The 18,814-nt window shown below is 59.2% G+C and carries 17 protein-coding genes; 5 read left to right on the top strand and 12 right to left on the bottom strand.

Features of this window, described 5'->3' with window-relative positions; translation table 11 throughout:
- From GYA94_RS28150 to GYA94_RS08445, 3 genes are all read right to left on the bottom strand, one after another.
- Positions 1–453 carry a DUF6088 family protein gene (locus tag GYA94_RS28150; protein WP_255326910.1) on the bottom strand — a complete coding sequence of 151 codons (453 nt, stop codon included), beginning with the start codon at positions 451–453 and terminating at the stop codon, positions 1–3.
- A gap of 2 nt (positions 454–455) precedes the next feature.
- Positions 456–719, bottom strand: a complete 264-nt coding sequence (locus tag GYA94_RS08450) for a BPSL0761 family protein (protein ID WP_023123778.1) — start codon at positions 717–719, stop codon at positions 456–458.
- Between the two features lie 596 nt (positions 720–1,315).
- Complete coding sequence (locus GYA94_RS08445; RefSeq protein WP_079383150.1) at positions 1,316–2,017, bottom strand: hypothetical protein; 702 nt, start codon at positions 2,015–2,017, stop codon at positions 1,316–1,318.
- A 700-nt stretch (positions 2,018–2,717) separates the two neighbouring features.
- Between GYA94_RS08445 and GYA94_RS08440 the strand changes: the two genes are divergently transcribed.
- Positions 2,718–2,945: a helix-turn-helix domain-containing protein gene (locus GYA94_RS08440; RefSeq protein WP_023131004.1), complete on the top strand. Its 228-nt coding sequence runs from the start codon at positions 2,718–2,720 to the stop codon at positions 2,943–2,945.
- A gap of 124 nt (positions 2,946–3,069) precedes the next feature.
- On the opposite strand, the gene GYA94_RS08435 is transcribed toward GYA94_RS08440, so the two are convergent.
- The 4 genes from GYA94_RS08435 to GYA94_RS08420 are packed head-to-tail and all read right to left on the bottom strand — an operon-like array spanning position 3,070 to position 9,764.
- Entirely contained in the window at positions 3,070–4,260 is a 1,191-nt protein-coding gene (locus GYA94_RS08435) for a Wadjet anti-phage system protein JetD domain-containing protein (protein WP_228294373.1), read from the bottom strand.
- Positions 4,211–7,516, bottom strand: coding sequence for an ATP-binding protein (locus GYA94_RS08430; protein ID WP_150548045.1), 3,306 nt, complete (start codon positions 7,514–7,516; stop codon positions 4,211–4,213). Before GYA94_RS08430 ends, GYA94_RS08435 begins: the two co-directional genes overlap by 50 nt.
- Positions 7,513–8,262 (bottom strand): DUF4194 domain-containing protein, encoded by a 750-nt coding sequence (locus GYA94_RS08425; RefSeq protein ID WP_172970648.1) that lies wholly within the window; start codon positions 8,260–8,262, stop codon positions 7,513–7,515. Before GYA94_RS08425 ends, GYA94_RS08430 begins: the two co-directional genes overlap by 4 nt.
- Positions 8,263–8,264: 2 nt before the next feature.
- Positions 8,265–9,764 (bottom strand): DUF3375 domain-containing protein, encoded by a 1,500-nt coding sequence (locus tag GYA94_RS08420; protein ID WP_150548044.1) that lies wholly within the window; start codon positions 9,762–9,764, stop codon positions 8,265–8,267.
- A gap of 643 nt (positions 9,765–10,407) precedes the next feature.
- On the opposite strand from GYA94_RS08420, the gene GYA94_RS08415 reads away from it, so the two are divergent.
- The 3 genes from GYA94_RS08415 (at position 10,408) to GYA94_RS08405 (ending at position 13,728) form a co-directional block, all read left to right on the top strand.
- Complete coding sequence (locus GYA94_RS08415; RefSeq protein ID WP_023103838.1) at positions 10,408–10,653, top strand: hypothetical protein; 246 nt, start codon at positions 10,408–10,410, stop codon at positions 10,651–10,653.
- A 686-nt stretch (positions 10,654–11,339) separates the two neighbouring features.
- Positions 11,340–13,070, top strand: a complete 1,731-nt coding sequence (locus GYA94_RS08410) for a dipeptidase (protein ID WP_110678942.1) — start codon at positions 11,340–11,342, stop codon at positions 13,068–13,070.
- Between the two features lie 220 nt (positions 13,071–13,290).
- Positions 13,291–13,728: a CBS domain-containing protein gene (locus GYA94_RS08405; protein WP_009682213.1), complete on the top strand. Its 438-nt coding sequence runs from the start codon at positions 13,291–13,293 to the stop codon at positions 13,726–13,728.
- 6 nt (positions 13,729–13,734) lie between these two features.
- Here GYA94_RS08405 and GYA94_RS08400 read toward each other — a convergent pair whose 3' ends face one another.
- The 5 genes from GYA94_RS08400 to GYA94_RS08380 all read right to left on the bottom strand — a co-directional run bounded on the left by GYA94_RS08400 (position 13,735) and on the right by GYA94_RS08380 (position 18,099).
- Positions 13,735–14,373 carry a hypothetical protein gene (locus GYA94_RS08400; RefSeq protein WP_009682212.1) on the bottom strand — a complete coding sequence of 213 codons (639 nt, stop codon included), beginning with the start codon at positions 14,371–14,373 and terminating at the stop codon, positions 13,735–13,737.
- 69 nt (positions 14,374–14,442) lie between these two features.
- Positions 14,443–14,685, bottom strand: coding sequence for a DUF2789 domain-containing protein (locus GYA94_RS08395; protein WP_029884786.1), 243 nt, complete (start codon positions 14,683–14,685; stop codon positions 14,443–14,445).
- 180 nt (positions 14,686–14,865) lie between these two features.
- A complete protein-coding gene (locus tag GYA94_RS08390) occupies positions 14,866–15,498 on the bottom strand; it encodes a LysE family transporter (protein WP_054905592.1) in 633 nt (210 codons plus the stop codon).
- A gap of 103 nt (positions 15,499–15,601) precedes the next feature.
- Positions 15,602–16,189 carry a mechanosensitive ion channel family protein gene (locus GYA94_RS08385; protein WP_009682209.1) on the bottom strand — a complete coding sequence of 196 codons (588 nt, stop codon included), beginning with the start codon at positions 16,187–16,189 and terminating at the stop codon, positions 15,602–15,604.
- Positions 16,189–18,099, bottom strand: coding sequence for an ATP-binding cassette domain-containing protein (locus GYA94_RS08380; protein ID WP_110678946.1), 1,911 nt, complete (start codon positions 18,097–18,099; stop codon positions 16,189–16,191). The genes GYA94_RS08385 and GYA94_RS08380 overlap by 1 nt, the downstream gene beginning before the upstream one ends.
- A gap of 50 nt (positions 18,100–18,149) precedes the next feature.
- Between GYA94_RS08380 and GYA94_RS08375 the strand changes: the two genes are divergently transcribed.
- Positions 18,150–18,632: a TIGR02444 family protein gene (locus tag GYA94_RS08375; protein ID WP_161892122.1), complete on the top strand. Its 483-nt coding sequence runs from the start codon at positions 18,150–18,152 to the stop codon at positions 18,630–18,632.
- Positions 18,633–18,814 lie beyond the last annotated feature (182 nt).

The raw sequence follows: 18,814 nt of genomic DNA, 5'->3' as shown, positions 1-18,814 counted from the left end.
CTATCCTGACGCGGCGGGGCACTGCATCACCATCGGAGCAGCATGCACGAGCCTGATCTCGGCCTTCCCCATAAATAGCGATCGGCTGGGGCCGCTCGTGTAATAGATCGGAATGACTGGCATCTGTGTACTCAGCCCGAATCGCCTCACGGCATCAGCGCCGTGGATCTGTAGCTTCCAACGGTTCTGCCTGGCAATCAGATTCACCAAGTCCCAAGGCCCAGGACGATGAACCCGACCGGTGTACTGGCTGTATTTCGGCCGCATGTAGATGCCACGATACACACGCTCAAGCTCGCCACGGCGAACAAGTTGGGCGACTGCCTTGGAGATGGCCGAGCTCGAACCAAGCTCTGCAAGACACCTGATGCTGAAAGGCCTCCCCTTGCGCAGATGCTTCAGCCGCTGCGCGACGAGGTGAGACACCGGCAGTTCAAAATCTGGGAGGGACATCGCTATCGAGTCGACTCCAGCGACGAGCAGAGCAGCGGCTGGTGGAAGGCGATCACCCGCCGTCGGTATTCATCTTCAAGCGCTTCGTTTACCAGACATTCCTCAAGGCGCCCCAGCGAGAAAATCTGGTCGGCAGATGGATAGTGCCTGAGCAGGCTTTTCGCATAGCTGCGGATATCCTGCGGTAGCCCCGAATGATGGGAGAGCTCACGCAGGAACTCCTCTGTTTTGACGATGGCGCGTGTTCTTTCATAAGGAAGAGTCAATCTCGTTATCTCCTGGTCATGAACTCAAAGTCCCGGATAGCTGGCTCACCATCGTCCACCATACAGCGCGTAGTTCAGCGCTGCGGCCATTGGGAGATCCCATACGGCCCAATCCTGATCAGCACCTGCGATCATGATCGCGCTCCGTCTCGGCCTCCTGTTGTTCCATCCACTTGGCCAGGCCCCACATCGTGGTTCCCAGCGCCAGCAGGAGCCAAAGAAACCATTGCGGAATTTGATATTGGGCGCTTAGCAAGAGGCCAGCACCACCGCAAAGCATAACCACGAAAAACCATCTCATCAGCGTGCGCTCCCGATTACTTAAGAGACACGGTAACTCGATGTTCCGCTGCGCTAACGCAGATGCCGCAAATTTCGTCAGCTCCCAGATTGGGAAATGAGGATGAAAAATTTATGGATTTCCGACGCAGCCGTCCTACTGCCGTAAAATCTGGCCTGGCCACTTGGGAATAGCGTGAGCATGGCTGAATGACGCGTCCTTGCTCCGCTGCTCGTAGTGGAGGGGACAGCGATGAGCACCCACAATGTTCATCGCCACTACGGGTCACCAACGTACAGGGGAGCCCCAGGAGGGACTATGGATTGCCAGCCATCTGTCTAGCGTAATGGCGATCGCTGAGGTCTTTCTTGGGGTCAGCTTTGACCCAGCGCTCAGATCTATTGCAGTTCGTGCAGGTCAGTATCTGCTTATCTGGGCTGAGGCTGTATAGGAGACTCTCGGAGCCGACTTTCACCTTCAATCCAACATCTGAGACCTCAAACCCTGGTACTTCTTGCCCGATACGGTCCATGGATTCAAATCGAAACGACCAGCGTTTAATATGGCTTTTGCGCCAGATAGTCATGATGATCAGGGGATCTTGTTTCGATGTCCTTTGATAAACCCAATCCCCTTCATATGGACCTAGTTTGGTTGCTTCTTCGTCTCGCTTGGCCTGCTCATAAATTTGCTCCTTTATCTTGAGCATTTCGGCATTCAGTGCCTCTTCATCCTTAAGGGCTTGGTCTTTCAGCATCTGCTCTACGTCATAGGGCCCTTGAGGGTCATACTTCCAAACCGCTGCGTCATTGATGCCAAGCACCTTGCAGTTGAGACAATCGACACTCTGCTCATCTACATTTCGCGTGAGGGCCAAGCGCTCGGAACTATTAACATCATCAAGGAGAAGTTTTTTATCTTTTACTGAAACATTCATCTTAACCAGCGGCTTGATGCGACCGTCACTCACATCCTCCCCAAATATCTCGGCCTCATCACCGTGAACGTTGAGAACCATTACCCTCTCGCTACCGGGTATCTTATAACGATACGCACCTGTGAAATCCTCACTGCCGCAACCAGCAAGAATAGAGCTAGCAAGAGCTAATGAAACAAACCTAGAAAAGTTCCGCATAAAATCCTTTACGGTAAATCACATAATCAATGACGTACGACTAGACTGACGACTGTGGGAAAGCTAATCAGCCGCATTGCCCTGCTATTAATCGAATCTTAATGCTGTAGTCCATATGGCGTTCAGTTTCATGTAGATCCTTTGGCTTAAAGTCTCGTCGAGAAAAATTAACAATCTCCGAATCAGTGAACCCATACTCCTGCATTCTTTCCAACGTGCACGAACAGAGCGCAGGTGAGGACCCACGAGCCTTGGAAGCAGCCTCGCATCTTTTAACAAGTTGCTGAACTCCAGTTTCGCCAGCGAAGGCTACTGATTGCAAAAAAAATGCAAATGACACATAAGCAGCTATGCCAATAATCCTCATATACTTTTAACATCCTTCTATTTAACTGCTTATTTATCGGAAATTAATCGTTTGCACTGAGTTACAGCCGATTACGAAGACGGCATGTAGGAAGGCAGCCCTGCAATTCGCTGGGGTGACGTCATGCCATGAGGTCACGTTTTACCAAATTCACAATATACTGTGAAGACCAGAGATGACGCCGCCCAGATAGTCCTCCCTTTTGGGGAGTCATCTGTGGAAGTCGGATTGGCGTTCGGAAAGGTCCTGCGCAGACGGCGTGTCGAAGCAGGATTCACCCAGGAGCAATTGGCCCATGAGGCGGAATTGCAGCGTAACTACGTCAGCCTGATGGAACGGGGCATCAACCAGCCAACGATCACCACCCTGATCAAGCTAGCTAACCCCCTGGGCTGCACCGCAGCTGAGATCGTCGACGAGGTGGAAAGACTCGTTGCAGACTAACGCTGAAAACCGGCCGCCTAAAGCGATCAACGTTGGAAATGTCAGAGAAGGCATATCTGAAGACTTTGGTTTAAGGGTAGGCGGTCTCAGGATTACAGGGCTATTGAGCCCACCGCCAGCCGCTCTATACAGGGATCTTTCGAGCCCACTGCTCGATAGCGCGCTCAACTTGTTCCTTTGGCAGGTACTCCTGCTCAAGTCGTCCTCGTTCTTGCACCAGCAGATACCGATAGAAGTCCGCTTCGTCAGCCAGCAAACCAGGTGGGGCCGACTCCTGAGCTTTGGTCGGCTCGACGACTGCGCTCACCGGTGAGTGCTGTTCAAACAGCTCTTGCTCCATCAATAGTGCTTCGACTGCTGGTTGATGGAGTCTCGCTCGCCCAAGCATCAGCAGGCCCCAGGTATCCATGTCGCCCCAGTATGCGATCTGTTTCCCGGTCAGTTGCGCAGACGCCAACCACTGCAGATCGAGCCCTGAGCCCAGTACAGCCAAGGTGTCCGGTAAGGTTTCAGGCAGCAAGTGAATGCATTGCTCATTTTCCACCACGAGCAATCGTGAACCGGGAAGTGCGGTCTCGGCCAGTTCCGCAGTAGTGAGCCTAAGCCGCTTGAAGGGCAACAGCTCAGGCTGAAGAGGAACGACCAGAACCCAGTGACTGGTTTCTTCAAAGGCGTCCAGAAAAGTTGTCAGGCCTTGCTCGGACGCCGCGCCTTCGAAGCGCTCATCGAGCAGTTTGGTCAGCAAGCTGGCGTTGCGCTCAAAAAACTTGGTGTCTACGCCGTGCTCTGCAAGCAGGCGCAGTGGACGGCCTCGGGCACAGCCTGACGACAACCGGGTGGCGAGTTGCGCCGTGGCTACGACTTCTTCAGACGGCTTCGCCAGCCACAGACTGCGTTGCGCTACCAGCAGCGCATGGAAGGTACTGTCGACCTGCTCGACCAGATACTCGAGTTGAGCGTATTCCTCGCAGATCCTCGGATCATTGGTCGCGGCAATCCATTCGGAGGGGGTGCGCAGATGCCAGCGCGTCGGCAGGGGAATGGGGTCCAGCCCAGCTCGGTAGCTGACAGGTTCCCAGTCGACCTTACCCACCTTCACGCTCCGCCAGTTCTCCACATGGCGGAGCACTGCCTGAATGTTGTCAGCGAACAGGCGTGCCGAAGGCTTGCCGATGTTGAGGCTTTGCGGCCAGCTATCGGGATTGAGCAAGCGCGCCAGGCGGACGCTGGAGCGCTGCCACTGCCTGGCCAGGTTGCGGCCGATTTCAGTGGGCGACTTCATACATGGCCTTGATGCGCTGTTGATGATGCTCATCCAACGCCTCCCAGCTCAGGGAAACCAGACTGGATTCCACGCCGCGCCGATGAACGACGACTGCCGAACGCGTATGATGGCGCAACAGGCGCATTTCCTTGTTGGGCGTGATGAAGACAGCGTGCAGGCCGAACTCCCTCAGCGCCGCTATGATCCGACCGGCAACCGCATGGGAGCTGCGCGAAAACGCCTCGTCGAGCACGATGGTGCCGAATAACGGCCGGCTGCTGCCGTCGGGACAGAGCGCATAGCTGAGGGACGCGGTCAGCACATAGGAGGCGATGATCTCCTTCTCGCCACCACTACCGCCCTGAGAACCTGTTCGGGTCTCGATGACATTCCTGCTTTCGCGATCAATCACCGATACCGCGAACTCCAGGCGGAAGCGCGGATCCAGAAGTGCCTTGGCTCCCTGATTTCTGCTGTGTTCGCAGGCGTCTTTAAGCAGCCCAACGAGCTCCTGCAATGCCTTGTAATGGCTCTCGCCTTCATCATCGATGAAACGCGCCGAGTTCAATTGGCGCTGAGCGTGTTGCAAGGTGCGAAGGCTTTCATGGATGACCTTTTTCGCGACCAAGCGCAGATAGCGTCCGGGCTGAAAGTCGACACGCTGCATCGTACTGTTCAGGTCATCCAGGCGCTCCTCAATCATCGAGACTTCATGGTCGATATAGCTGAGCAACTGGGTGACGCCGTCATCCGAGGAACGATTGAGGTATTCCAGGAAGCGCTTGAGTTTCTCGGGCAGGGCTTCCTCGGTCAGCACGCGAAGACGTTCCAGATACCTGGGTACGTCCACCAGTTCTCGCCCGACCTCCGCAAGCGCCCCGGTGTCCACCTTCAGAGCGTCGGACATACGTTTGGCTAGCTCTGTTTTCTGATCGCCGAGTTTATCGCCGAGCGCTTTGAGCTGCCCTTGCAGCTCACGCGTATGCTGGCGCTCCAGCTCGACAATATCGCCGAGGTCATCTGCCGTCAGGGTCGGGAAATGCGTTTGCGCCAGTTCACGCTGCGTATCGTTCAGCCCTTTTTCGGCACCACGATAGGCCTTACGGGTAGCGGATGCGGCCTGCTCGAACTGAGTTCTCAACTGCACGCACTGCTCGATCAGTCGTTGCAACTGTTGATCCTGAGAGTCCAGCAGCGCCTCGGCTTGATCCAGTTCGGCCTTGATCATGGCAAGGTCGGAGTCGGGGCGCGTCAGGGTGTCTAGCTGTGTACGCAGCGACTGCAGCTGACGCTCGGCGCCCGGCAGATCAATATCCTCGAATTGCAGCTCTTCGACGCGTTGCAGCAGCGAAGCTTGATTCTCCAACTGACGTACATCGCCTTGGGCAGAATCCAGGGCCAGCTTGGCAGGCGCGAGCTGTTCATTGACCTCGCGAATCTGCTCAGCCAAGAAGGCCAGACGGTCGCGGTTATCGAAGCCGGTAAGCCAGTCCTCATCCAGGCGCTTCTGGTCCTGCTTGTCGAAGAAGCGTTCTTTACCCGACATCAGCCCCTGGGCTGTCATGGCGTGAGGGGTATGACGCAATTGCTCCGTGCTTTCGACGCAGTGGCGGTCATTGTCCGCCAGTAGTGCCTTTACAGCTTCTCGGTACGGATGCTCCTTAAAGCTCAGCTTGCGGGTAAACCCATCGTCGAAGAACACAGGGCGCGACGACGTCTCCTTTACCTCCAACAAGCGCACATGCAAGCGGTTATGCCGTTGGTTCACCCAACGCAGTGCGTTCTGGGATGAGCCCTGCGGCACCAGGATACGGAGCCGGTGGCTACCGATTGCCCGCTCGATGGCACCCCGCCAGGTCAGTTCCTCGGGCTTGACCTGCACCAGCTCGGCAACGAAAGGCAAGGCCAACTCATCGACGCCAAGCTCCTGCGCCAGATCACCTCGAAAAGCATGAAAATGCCCGGGCAGGTTCGAGCCTGGCCGTCTCTCAACCTCAGCACGATCCTGCTGTAAGAGCTGCAGGCGGCCATTGAGTTCCTGCTGAACGAGACCTGCATCGAACGCCTTTTGACGCGTGTCAGTAATTTGCTGGGTCAGTATTTCCAGGCGTGCCGCGATCTGCTGCTGATTCTCCTTGAGAGCAGCGGCCGATAACTCATCCGCTAGTCCAAGCCCCTTGGCCAAGCGTTGGTATTGCTCGGCTTTCAGGCGTCGCTTATCGCATTCGCGGACCCAATCAGCAATGCGCCCGCGTAATTGATCTATCCCTGCGCCACCTACTCGCAGGTAGCTCTGGCGATGTTGATCGACCACACCCTTTTGGATCTCAAGCTGACTCCTGCATTGCTCCTGATCCAGTTCGGCCTGTTTGTACTCCGTCTCAAGCCTGTTGGTTTCAGCCAACCATAGGCGATACCCCTGCTCGGCGAACCAGACTGGAAGGATGCCTTCGAGGGCTTGTTTATCTTGCAGCTGTTCTTGCAAGGCCCTGTAACGCTCCCAGCCATCGGCGACCGGTTGCAATGAGCGCTGCTGCTTTCTAGCGGTTTCCAGCTCTCGGTGGATGTCAGTTAGATCATCGAAGCTACTGGCGACCTCGGCAGCCCGCTCGAAGGCGGAGCGGTCATCCAGCACCAACTCGCGAAAGATCTCATCAATACTGTTGAGCTGCTTCAGGCCGGCAGCGCGGTTGAGCAAAGTGAAGGCGTTTTCACCGACCTCGAAGTAATCCCTGAGCCTGGCCAAGAAAGCTTTCTTGCTCGGATAAGGCCAGATACCAGTCCCATCCTTCTCCATCTGACGCAGAGCCCGCATGCCGCCTGAGTGATGCTGGCTGAGCCAATACTCCAGAGTCTGCTCGGGGGACTCGCTTAACAGCCAAAGTTTTTTCAGATCGGACGCCGAGGAGCTTGTGCCCTCGAACCAGAGCACAGCGCCCAGCCGAACCTGCGTACCGTCACGCTCGAGCGTGGCTGCAATGGCGGTTACCGTCCTACCCTGGCGAGCGACATGAGATTGCTCTACACCTCCGTCCCCAGGGCCGGTGACGCCGCGCACATAGGACACCAGATCCCGGTCACTTTCATGTCCACCCGTGGAGGCCAGGTTGTAGCGCGGGTTGGCGCACAGCAAGGTCATCAGAGCATCCACCAGCGTCGTTTTACCGCTCCCCGTCGGGCCGATCACGGCGGTGCCGGAAGGATCGATCTCGGCACGGTGATAGCCCTGAAAGCCGCCCCAGTTATAGAGTTCGATGCTGCTGAGAATGAAGGTCTCGCTGTCACGCCAGAGTAGTGCTTGCTTCACGCCTCGTCCTCCTCAGCACCGGCAGCCGGCGTAGCCGCGCCCTCCACCTGCTCGCGCAGCCAAGCCACGAGTGCCTGCAGGTTCTCCGGGTTGGCCAAGTGGGTAATGATGGGGCGGATGATGACGCGATCATGAGCGTCCAGAGCCGACACCAGACCATGCCCCTTGAGCTGATCCAGCAGTGTGATGATGCGGTTGCGCTCCTTCGCCTCGCTGCCCAGTTCGCCCAGGTAAACCTGCAATTGGGGAATCAGCTCATCAACCGCTACCAGTGCCTGACTGGCGCCCGTACCGCTCTCCTGTTCGTACGCAATGAAATGCTGTCGCAGAATGGCTATCAGCAGGGACTGCTCCAGATTCAGCCTTTGCCGACGCACAAGGGGGTGCGACCAGTCATCCTGCTCGGCTACCTCGCCCTGGCGAACGGTAACAAACACCAGCCCCCGAACCTCGTCGACCCCCATGACAAGGTCGAGGGGTTCCAGAATTCTGTCGACCGCCTCGATATTGGAAAGCGCTGAGCGATACAGGTTGGGCTTGTGACTTTCTTCCAGCAGCCCGTACTTGAGCATTTCCTGTACGGCCTCACGTACCCGTTGCGGCGTCCGGCGCTCATCGACCTGAACAGCGGCGCTCATGAGAGGCTGTTCATCATCCATGCCGTCATCCAACGCCATGGGCTCCACCGTCAGCTCCGTTTCGTCGGTGCCAGAGGCGCCTGCAATTCGATCGAAGATCCCTGCCATGCTCACAACTCCCAATCGATGTCCTTGAGTGCCTCGTGGTCGAGTCCGACATAAGGCAGATTGAAGCGCCAGCGTTGCTCATCCTCGTCAACTAGCTCCACGAGCTGACGCTCCTCTGTCAGCACCTCGATACCTGCCTCGCGCGCCATCGCCAGCCAGAGCGCAAAGGTTTCCAGGTCGTGAACAGGTGGAAGCAAAGACGCAAGCTCCACGAGACTCACGGGGCGACCCTGCTCCACCAGCACAGCCAGGGTGTCATGAATCAGCGCTTCACGATCCAGCCCGTCGAAGGCATCCCAGAAGTCATCATCAATCTGCTCCAACCCCGCAGGCTTCAAACTCAGATCCAGCTCGCCCGTATCATCGTCATCCAGAGTCTTGAAGCGGAGACGCTCGATTGCTGGGACACCGGTAATGGCTACGCCAACTGGTGGTAAACATGCAGGCTTACGGCGTTCTGACTGGCGTTGCCAGTCGACGCTGAGCGCTAGATTGAAGAAGTCGTTGAGTAACTGTCCGACGCGATGATGCTCGGCGGCCAGCCCCGTCTTCATGAAGCCACGAACATCGCGCTCGCTTCGGGCGCGCGCTTGGAGCACAGCCTGCGACTCCCGAACCAGGCGTAACGCCAGCCAGCGCAGCTCACGTTGCTGGGGACGATTCAGCGCCTTTGGAACCGCTGGATGACGAAGGATGGTGCGCAAGCGCTCACGCATGGTTTCCAGCTCAGCGGACTGCCTCAGTTGCTGCTGGAAACTTTCGAAGACACGCCCCTCCGGAGTGTTGAGTAGAGCATCTTGCCCGTCCAACAACCGATCGACGATTTCTCCACGGTGAGACTGCTCGCTGATGATGGAGTGTCGAAGGGCGCGATCCGCCTCGCGCCAAGAGTCTTCAACTCGTCGAAAGTCTGCGCGCAGGCTGGTGGCCAGGTTATATACCTCGCGTATGCCCTCTATCGCCTGCGCTTCATCCAGCACGACGACGTGGCCAGCTTCTACCTGCGCTAGCTCGTGCTCCAAATCCTGGATTCGGCGGCGCAGGCTGGCAATACGGCCAGTTGGGCTGGGGTTCAGACCCGTTTCCAGGTTTTCGATCTCGCGCTGAACCACCGAAAGGCGAGATGCCGTGGAAGTCATGATCCGACTATCCAGCGAATCGACGAACTGGATGGCGGACTCCAACGCGTCGGTTGCATAGATACGACCCTCTCGTTCTACGACCAGACGCCGCTTGATCCATTCACGAAGTTCACGACCTGCTTGGAGATGCGTTGCATCCGGGTCGATTTCGTAAAGCTCCTGGCTGGCATAAGCAGCCAGCATTTCGGACAGCGCTTGCAGCGCATCCTCCATGGGGATCCCATCATGCGCCCGCTCGAACAGCGTGCGCAGGCAGCCCAATACGAGCGGAGCACGCCGCGAGGCAAGCAAAAGCCACGCGGGGTGCTGGCTGCGGGCGGATACATAGCGTTCTGAACGCTGTTGCGCGCTTTCTTCCATGACGGCCACATCGACAAAGGTTGTCTGAGAGCGAGCTTACCAAGCTAACCCGCTGCCTCATGATACGTATTTGTCCTGGCGGGTGGGCTCCGTTTAATGGTCCGCAGGGGCGGTGTCATTTGAATAGAGTGAGTGAAAGGCCAGGCCAGTCGAGGTTTAACGATTTATTCCGGGGGCGCATGTTGGATATTGGCGATTTGGTGGAGGGTTCTGTCGTCACGAGGGTGTATTTGGCTAGTTCGGCGAAGGTGTCCCAGTGAGCGCTTGTGGCGGCTCAGTGGTTTTTGCAGGACTGCCACCGACATTCTGCGGTAATCGAGTGCAGCCACGGTGGCTACAGAGCGAAGTCTCGATAACCTATCAGTGAGCTGCTGGTGGATTAGCTGAGTGTGGCATGGGGATAGTGAATTTCCCCGGTGGTATTGCGGGATTTTCAGCTCAACAACGGCGGTGGTAGCTGGCAGGCCTGGGGCGAGTTCAAATGTCAGAAGCTGCGGCTAGAGATGACAGGCGGCGTCGTTACAGCGCTTTGAGCCCAGGAGCTTTTTGCTATTCTGTCGGCCTGTGCCGCGGGACTTCGCTGGCAACGGCTCGCCGTTGCTTCCCCCTGCGGACACCCATTCAACCGTTTCCTGGGGTCACGATGCGGAATCATGTAGTGATTGAGGACTGGGAAGGCGACGGTGCTATTCGCCTACCCGACGACGTTCTGCAGGAGATGGGCGTCGACGTTGGGGACACGCTCTACCTCCTTGAGGAGTACGTGGGTACAACCCGCTGTCTGGTGCTCAGTAAGTCACCGCGCATTCCTGATCGCGTGGATGAGCTGGTTGGCCACTGGGAGTCGTTTGGCAAGGTCTCCGCCGAGATAAACGCCAAGGACGAGTGAGCTAGCTGCCGCACTAACCTCGACGCATCTTGCACGGCCTTGGCCCCTGCGAGGGTAGAGTCTTCCACCAGAAAAGCATCGCTAACGTTGGGGCCTGCGCACTCCTGGGTTGCTTATATGTAAAAGCAACAGCAGAGGGCAACAAAACGGGTTTGTGTGGACGCGGGGGAAGCCCAAAGCGGCAGGCCTTACTGATGGTGTTAATACCTATGACCATGCTGGGCTAAGTCGCTGCCCGTAGGCCGCCAGCCGCTTGTCGAAATTCAGGTTCGGTGAGAAGGCGGCAGGACGAGCTAGGGGCTGGCTAGGTGTCAAAATCGCTGGGGCCCATTTCGTTTTTTGTGCCCGAGATAACCACCCTTAGATACCGCTAAGAGCTATAAACTGCAGGCAGCGAGATAAGGCCAAAGCCTTGCAGGACGGTACTTAGAGGCATTTTTGAACCTTTGCCGCCAACCTAAATACCTGTACCGCATTGGCCTCCGAAGGCAGGGGTCGTGGGTTCGAATCCCGCCGAGTGCGCCATATCAAAAAGCCCTGGGCCTGTGCCCGGGGCTTTTTCATTTGTGCGACATGTCGCGTTTCTGGCACTCCCGTGCCACTGGCCATTGATGTTAGCGTGGGCGTCCTCCCGTTGCTCCAACGGGTACCCCATAACAATCCATGGCGAAGGAATGCGCGCAACCATGCACCTGAAAAAACTCACCGCCACCACCCTGCTGCTGGCCACCATCGGCCTGTTCACCCAACCGGCCCAGGCCAACCTCACTCAGCAACAGGCCGCGGCAATTGTCAAAACCTTCGACGGCAGCGACCCGCGTGACTTCAAGCAGTTCCTCGGCAAGCTCAAAGGCAGTGACCTGGCCAAGGCCGATAACCTTGAGGCGACACTGCAGGCCTACCTGAACGGCAAACCGCTGGCCGCCGGGCAACAGGACGAGATCAACCGCCTGCTTGGCCTGTATACCCGCATCAAGTACGGCAAGGCTGCCACTGAAACCCTGCGCGAACTGGTGGCTATTCCAACCTACAACGTCGAGGGTACGCCGCAGTACGAAAACCCGGCGTTCCTGAAAATCGCCGACAAGATCAAAGCACTGGCCGACAGTTTCGGCCTGGCGTTCCGCAACATCGATAACCGGGTTTACGAAATTTCGCTCGGCAGCGGCAAGGAAGTGATCGGCATCCATGCCCACGCCGATGTGGTGCCGGTCAATCCGGACAACTGGAAGCTGGCCGACGGCACCCGCCTTGACCCGTTCAAGGTCACCCTGGTTGGCGACCGCATGTATGGCCGCGGCACCGAAGACGACAAGAACGGCATCGTTGTCGCGATGTACGCACTGAAAGTGGCCAAGGACGAGAACCTGCCACTGGCCCGCCAATTCAAGCTGCTGATCGACACGACGGAAGAAACCAGTGGGGATGCGATCCCCTATTACTTCGAGCGCAACCCCACGCCTGATTACAACCTGGCGCTGGATGGCGGCTACCCGGTGGTCATTGCCGAAAAGGGCTACGGTACGATCATGGCCAGCTTCAGCAAACGCCCGGCCACGGGTGAAGGTGCTGAAATCATCAACCTGACTGGCGGGCTGGCCACCAACCAGATCCCCACCACCTCGGTCGCAACCCTGGTCAGCGACAAACCGGTAGCACTCGCCAAACAACTGCAGCAAGCCGGCGCCGGGTATGTACAGCAGCACGGTGGTGACTTCAGCATCGACGCCAAGGCCGACGGCAAGCAGGTGGTGCTGACAGTAACCGGGGTTTCCGCGCATTCCTCGGAGCCGGAGTCCGGGGTAAACCCGGTTGCACGCATGCTCGACTTCCTTGCTGGCCTGGGCCAGCAGGTACCGCTCAAGCACAACCAATTCACCGACGCCGCCCGCTACGCTGCCGACAACTGGGGCCTGGACTACTTGGGCAACAAGCTGGGCGTGGCCTTCAAAGACCCATTCATGGGCCCGCTGACCGCGTCGTTGACCTATGTAGGGGTGGACGAAAAAGGCTTGAAACTGGCGGTGAACCTGCGCATTCCCAAGGGCAAGCCGCTTGCCACGATCAAGGACGAACTGGCCACCAGACTGGACAAATGGACCCGGCAGAGCCGCACCTCGGTGGCCTTCGACTATAGCCTGGACGAACCGATGTATCGCAACCCCGAGGGCGAGTGGGTGAAGGCTCTGCTGGCGGTGGCCAGCGAGAACCTGGGCATGAAGCATGAGTTCGGCACTTCGGCGGGTGCCACGTCGGTACACGACCTGCCCAACGGCGTGCAGTTCGGCCTGGCCATGCCAGACGTGAAGTACACCGGGCACAACGACAACGAGTTCAAGACGGTAGAGCAGTTCATGCTGGACCTGCAGGTCGTCAGCGAAATGGTCGCGCGGATCGGGCAAATGCCGAAGCTCTGATCGGCTGCACCGGTAAAGCCGCTCCCATAGGGTGCATCACAGGCTCTGAGGCCAATGACACACCTGTGGGAGCGGCTTTAGCCGCGAAGAGGCCCGCATAGGCGAACACCGATGACGTTTTTCAATCGACTCCATGCCGTTTCCTGCATTGCCGTGCAGAGCGCCGTACCGGATGCTTTAGTTACACCGAGACAGCGCTTTTCCACCCGCAGAGGCCCGTATGAAGACCGTCGAACAAATCCTCAAGACCAAGTCCCAGCACCAGACCGTGTACACCATCGGCCCGGATGACTCGGTGCTCGACGCCCTGAAAATGCTGGCGGAGAAAAACATCGGTGCACTGCCGGTAGTCGAGGGCAAGCAGGTGGTGGGTATCGTCAGTGAGCGCGACTATGCACGCAAGCTGGTGCTCAAGGGCCGCTCTTCTGCCGCCACCCCGGTACGGGAAATCATGAGTGCACCAGTGGTCACGGTCGAGCCCAGGCAGAACCTCGAGTACTGCATGAACCTGATGACCGACCGCCACCTGCGCCACTTGCCGGTCGTGAGCAATGGCGAGCTGCTAGGGCTGTTGTCGATCGGCGACCTGGTGAAGGAAACCATTGCCGAGCAGGCCAGCCTGATCAAGCAGCTGGAGCAGTACATCCGCGGCGAATAAGCGCATTCAGTGGTAGCCGCGCTCCAGTTCGTCCAGCTGGTGGTCAAAACTGCGCAGGCGCGCCGACCAGGTGTAGACCAGCACTTCGAGGTCGCGATTGAGCACAGCGGTATTGCCATGCCCGCTTTGCGTGGGTTCGCCCAGGTCCAGCTGGTAGCGCTCGCGGGCCATGGCCTGGGCCACGCTGGATAGGTCGCGGGCGTTGGCCAGCCAATGATGATGGTGGTCGTGGATCTCGCGGTCGAGCACCCGGCACTGGCGCTTCAGCGCATCAAGGCTTTGCTCCAGCGGGGTGCCCTTGAGTTCGCCCATGACCTCTTCGAAAGTGCGCCCCGAATGCCAGTAGCTGCCCCAGAAATAACGATCGAAGACCGTTTCGACGCGGCGTAGCGCAACTTTGGTGTTCCAGATGGTCAGCAACGTGCGCCCCTGGATCACTTCGCGCTTGTTCAGGTGCAACTGCTGCCAGGCGACCCAGGCCAGCGCCACCACGGCGACAGCCACGGTGACCGCGGCGGCGGCGTAGAGGAACTGCACCGCCTGGTTCAATTGATGCGCCTGCCTGATGCCGTAGAAGTAGCTGGCCGTCAGAATGCCCAGGATGGAAACGGAGCACCAGAAACCTGATACGTAGGGATCTTTCATCGCGCTATCCCCCGATTGTTTTCCTGAGCATAGCAACGGCCATTCACTCGTCAGGTGCCGCTCGGCGCTTTATTTTTTCTGGGGGTGAAGCGCCTCGTTGAGTTGGTCGATCATCGGGATCCAGTCGTCATCGGCGATGTATTTTTCTTTCAGGAACGCGCGCTGCGAATCGCTCCAGAAAGGCGCATCGACCAGTTTCACATCGTCCTCGAGCGGTGAGTGTGTCGTGATGAAGCGGTCGATTTCGACCGGGTCGTCAGACAGCCCCAACTGTTTGAAGATTTCCGACAAAGGATGAATCGGCTTGTCCATGTTTCCTCCTCGGTGCCGGGGCGTGCATCGAAGCTGCCGGCCCGGCATGGGTTGAGAGCACCAGTTGCAGGTTCGGCTCCATGCTCATGTGAAACGGATGATCGTGATCATCCGCCCCCTGATAGACAGCACCCCGACGGACAAGACTCGATCGAACCTGCATTTATCGCAGCGCGCCTGTCAGACGGGTGCGCGGCGCAAGGTCGCCAGGAACGCCGCTGCACCAATGAACAACCCGGCAAACGTGCGGTTCAAGCGCTTCTGCTGCCTGGGAGTACGCAGCAGGCGCAATACCCGCGCGGCCAAACCGGTGTAGCCCGCCATTACCAGCAGGTCGACACTGACCATGGTCAGGGTGATTGCCACATACTGCGGCAGCAGCGGTGCATGCGGGTTGATGAACTGCGGCAGTACCGCAAGCATGAACACCAGCGCCTTGGGGTTGCTGACGTTGACCAGGAAACCGCGGAACATCAGGCTCAACGGCCTGCCGATGGGGCGAACGCCCGACTCATCGGTCATGTCCATCGGCAGCGCTCGCCATTGCTTGTACGCCAGGTAAACGAGGTAAGCGACGCCAAACCACTTGATGAACTGGAACGCCGTGGCCGAGGCGGCCAACACGGCGCCCACGCCGGCGGCGATGATGGCGATTTGCAAAATCAGGCCCAGTTGCAGGCCCAGGGCATTCCAGTAACCGCGCCAGAAGCCGTATTGCAGGCCACTGGACATCGAGGCAATCGCCCCGGCACCAGGGGAAAGGCTGATCACCCAGCAGGCGGCAAAAAAGCCCAGCCATACTTCCATCGACATCACACACCTCGCTCGCACTAATGTTGCAAAAGATTAAGCTAAGGTGTTGGTGAAAAAATGACCAGCAAATTTTGCAGAATTCAGCGTGCTGGTGCGGGCCATGTCAGTCCGCCTCGAGCAACACGTCCTTGTGCATGGCCTGCACTTCGGCCCCGCGCCAGCGCCGCACCGACTTCTGGAAGAACTGGCTGTTCGGCACCTGCACCAATGCCCCGCCTGCCTCGGGCACTTCCAGGAGGGTAGTGAACAGCAGGTTGATGGCGATTACCCGGCCCTTTACGCCCGGCTTGTCGAGGGTGTCGACCAGCTCGACCACATCACCAATACGAAACGGCCCGACCGTGAAGATCAGCACCGCGCACAGCAGGTTGGACAGTACGCTCCACATGGCGAAGAACGCCACCGCCGCCACCGCCACGAAACCGGACAGGGCCGTCCACAGCACCGTCGCCGAAACCCCCAGGCGCTCCAGCACGAACAGCAGCGCGCTGCCCATGATCAACCAGCGCAGGCCACCGCGCACGGGCACGAGCAACTCCGGTGGCAAGGGGTAGCGTTGGCCCAGGCGGCTGAGGCCACGGGCCACGATGCGCTGCAGGACAAAAGCCACCGCCAGGATAAGGAGGATCTGCAAGCCCAGCCATAAGGTGTCCATCCACTGCCCAGGCAGCAACCCACGCAGCTCCTCCATCAGGACAGCGCCTCAAGCTCGGCTTGCATGCTTTCGAGGGTTTCCAGTGCTTCCATCCAGCCCTCTTCCAGCTCCCCTTCACGTTGCTTGAGCTTGGTCTGGCGCGCCAGCAGGTCACGCAATTGATCCTTGCGCGCCGCGTCGTAAAGGCCGGCGTCGCCCAGCGCCGTCTCGATTTCGGCCAACTGCGCGTGCACCTGATTGAGCTCGGCTTCCAACTTGTCAGCGGCCTTCTTGTGCGGGGCCAATTGCTGGCGCAAGGCCGCGGCGGCCTGGCGCTGGGCTTTCTTGTCGGTCTTGTCCGGGTTGACCGGCGCAGTACTGGCCGGCGCGCTGCGCTGGCGATACTCGACCAGCCAACGGCTGTAGTCGTCCAGGTCACCGTCGAAGGTGTCGACCTTGCCGTCAGCGACCAGCAGGAAGTCGTCCGTGGTGCTCTTGAGCAGGTGACGGTCGTGGGATACCACTACCACGGCGCCGGCGAACTCCTGCAAGGCCATGGTCAGCGCCAGGCGCATTTCCAGGTCGAGGTGGTTGGTGGGTTCGTCGAGCAGCAGCAGGTTCGGCCGTTCCCAGGCGATCAGCGCCAGCGCCAGCCGGGCCTTCTCGCCACCAGAGAAGTTCACCACCGGCTCGTCGCAACGGGCGCCATGGAAATCGAAGCCTCCCAGGAAGTCGCGCAGGGTCTGCTCGCGCTCGGCGGGGGCAATGCGCTGCAAGTGCAGCAGCGGGCTGGCCTTGTCGTCCAGCGAGTCCAGCTGGTGCTGGGCAAAATAACCCACGGCCAGGTTCTCGCCGCGGACCAGCCGGCCGGACAACGGCTCCAGCTCACCGGCAAGGTTCTTGATCAGCGTCGACTTGCCTGCGCCATTCGGGCCGAGCAGGCCAATACGCGCGCCCGGGGTGAGTTGCAGCTTGACCTTGTCGAGGATGGCTTTGTCGCCATACCCCAGGCGGCCTTCGGACATGCTCAACAGCGGGCTGGAGATTTTCTGCGACTCGCGGAAGACGAAGTCAAATGGCGAATCGACGTGCGCCGCCGACAGCTCCTCCATGCGCTCCAGGGCCTTGATCCGGCTCTGCGCCTGGCGCGCCTTGGTGGCCTGGGCCTTGAAGCGGGCGATGTACTTTTCCATGTGCGCGCGCTGCGCCTGCTGCTTCTCGTAGGCCTGTTGCTGTTGCGCCAGGCGTTCGGCACGGGTGCGCTCGAAGGCGGTATAGCCGCCCTTGTAGAGGTTCAGCTTGCGCTGCTCTACATGCAGCACATGGTCGACCACGGCATCGAGGAAGTCACGATCGTGGGAAATCAGCAGCAGCGTGCCAGGGTAGCCCTTGAGCCAGTCTTCCAGCCACAGAATGGCGTCGAGGTCCAGGTGGTTGGTGGGCTCGTCGAGCAGCAGCAGGTCGGACGGGCACATCAGCGCCTGGGCCAGGTTGAGGCGCATACGCCAGCCGCCAGAGAAGTCACCGACTCGGCGGTCCATCTGCTCGTTGGTAAAGCCCAGGCCGGCCAGCAGCTTGCGGGCGCGAGCGTCGGCGGTGTAGCCGTCAGCGCTTTCCAGCTCACTGTGCAGGCGCGCCAGGGCGGTGCCGTCGTGCGCTTGCTCGACAGCCGCCAATTCGGCCTGGACCTTGCGCAGGCGCACGTCACCGTCGAGCACATAGTCCACGGCCAGGCGATCGAGGGTATCGACCTCCTGGCGCATGTGGGCGATGCGCCAGTCGCCGGGTAGCTGGCAGTCGCCGGCATCGGGCGACAGCTCACCGCGCAGCAAGGCGAACAGGCTGGATTTGCCGGCACCGTTGGCGCCGATAAGACCGGCCTTGTGACCGGCGTGCAGGGTCATCTCGGCGCCTTCTAGCAAGCGCTGCGGACCACGCTGTAAAGTGAGGTTGGATAGTCTGATCATGATGGTCGCGGAGTCTACCAGCTTCCTCGGCCCATAGCGCGAGTGGAACCATGCACACCGACCTGTGGAATCACGCCCTGGCCTTGTACGCCAGGCCTGGCGTAGAAGCCGCCTGCCTTGAACTGCAAACACTGGGTGGCGATGTCTGCCTGCTGCTGTGCGCCACGTGGTTGCAGGCGCGTGGGGTTGCCGTGACAGACCAGCGCGCGCAGGCATTGCAAGGCATTGCCGACCCCTGGCAACGGACAGTGGTCACCCCGCTACGCGACCTGCGCCAGCAATGGCGCGCGGCAGCACAGCTGGATAGCCGGCTGGCACATGTGCGCGAGCAAGTGAAAGGGTTGGAATTACAGGCAGAAAGAGCGTTGCTGGAACGCTTGCAAGAACGTGCCCAGCAGTGGCCCGCGGACTCTGCTGAGCCCACGGCCGACTGGCTGGCCCGGCTGGTGCCGGACCAGGGCCGACAACATGACGCGTTGCTGCAGCTACGCGCCGCGGCTGCAGCGCTTCAGGACGCCGAAGACGGTGCCTGAGCAGGCGTGCTGGCCGGCGCCGATGGTGCTACCGAAGTGGCCGAGTTGGCATCAGCGGCCGGAGTGCTGGGGGCAGGCGTAGCCGGTTTGGCAGCGGCTGGCTTGCTGGCGGCAGGCTTGGCAGCCGGTTTCGCTGCGGTACGTGCTGGCGCGTTGGCTGCAGCTGGCTTGGCCGCAGGTTT

Origin of the sequence: Pseudomonas juntendi, assembly GCF_009932375.1 — a bacterium.
Lineage (GTDB): Bacteria > Pseudomonadota > Gammaproteobacteria > Pseudomonadales > Pseudomonadaceae > Aquipseudomonas > Aquipseudomonas juntendi.
This window is presented reverse-complemented; position numbering and strand designations above follow the sequence as displayed.